Below are 534 nucleotides of genomic sequence, written 5' to 3'. Positions count from 1 at the left end.
CCCCTGATAGCCCATTATCATCTGCGCCTGGGCGATGAGAGCACCGCGCTGAGCGCTTTCCAGCGCATCGTTAATGATCAGAATGGAAGAGATACAGCCGACTTCCTGTTCCTTCCAGTGAGCGATGCCAGTGCTTCGGATCCTGATCACCGCGGCACCCATTGGTCGCTGCTACTCGTTGACCGTCGCAACCGCGAGGGGCCGGCTGCCTATCACTATGACTCCTTCCGGGGCCAGAACGACGAGTTTGCAGCAATGCTCGCACAAAGGTTGGGTACCCGTCTGGAGCCCGTCCGCATGACCCAACAGCGGAACGGCTATGATTGCGGAGTCTTCGTGGTTGACGGCACGCGGGCGCTCGTTAGACGTCTGGCGCGAAGAGACCGGCCAGCCGTGCTGCACCTCGACAACCTCGTCGCCGATCGGGAGCAACTCCAACGACGTCTGAGCACCGCGACCAACAGTGCTCGAGCGGGGGCTGCGGCGGCTGAACCGGAGTCCTCCACACAGATCGCCGATCCCGCAGAGTTTTGG

At 61.8% G+C, this 534-nt stretch carries 1 protein-coding gene; it reads left to right on the top strand.

Translation table 11 applies throughout. The annotated features are described in order from the left end of the window. Positions 1 to 534 (top strand): Ulp1 family isopeptidase (locus tag CO666_RS33455; protein WP_245436929.1); only part of this gene is annotated, 534 nt, incomplete at both ends.

Origin of the sequence: Rhizobium chutanense (assembly GCF_002531935.1) — a bacterium.
GTDB lineage: Bacteria > Pseudomonadota > Alphaproteobacteria > Rhizobiales > Rhizobiaceae > Rhizobium > Rhizobium chutanense.
The sequence above is the reverse complement of the archived record's forward strand: the minus strand, read 5'-3'. Positions and strand labels throughout refer to the sequence as shown.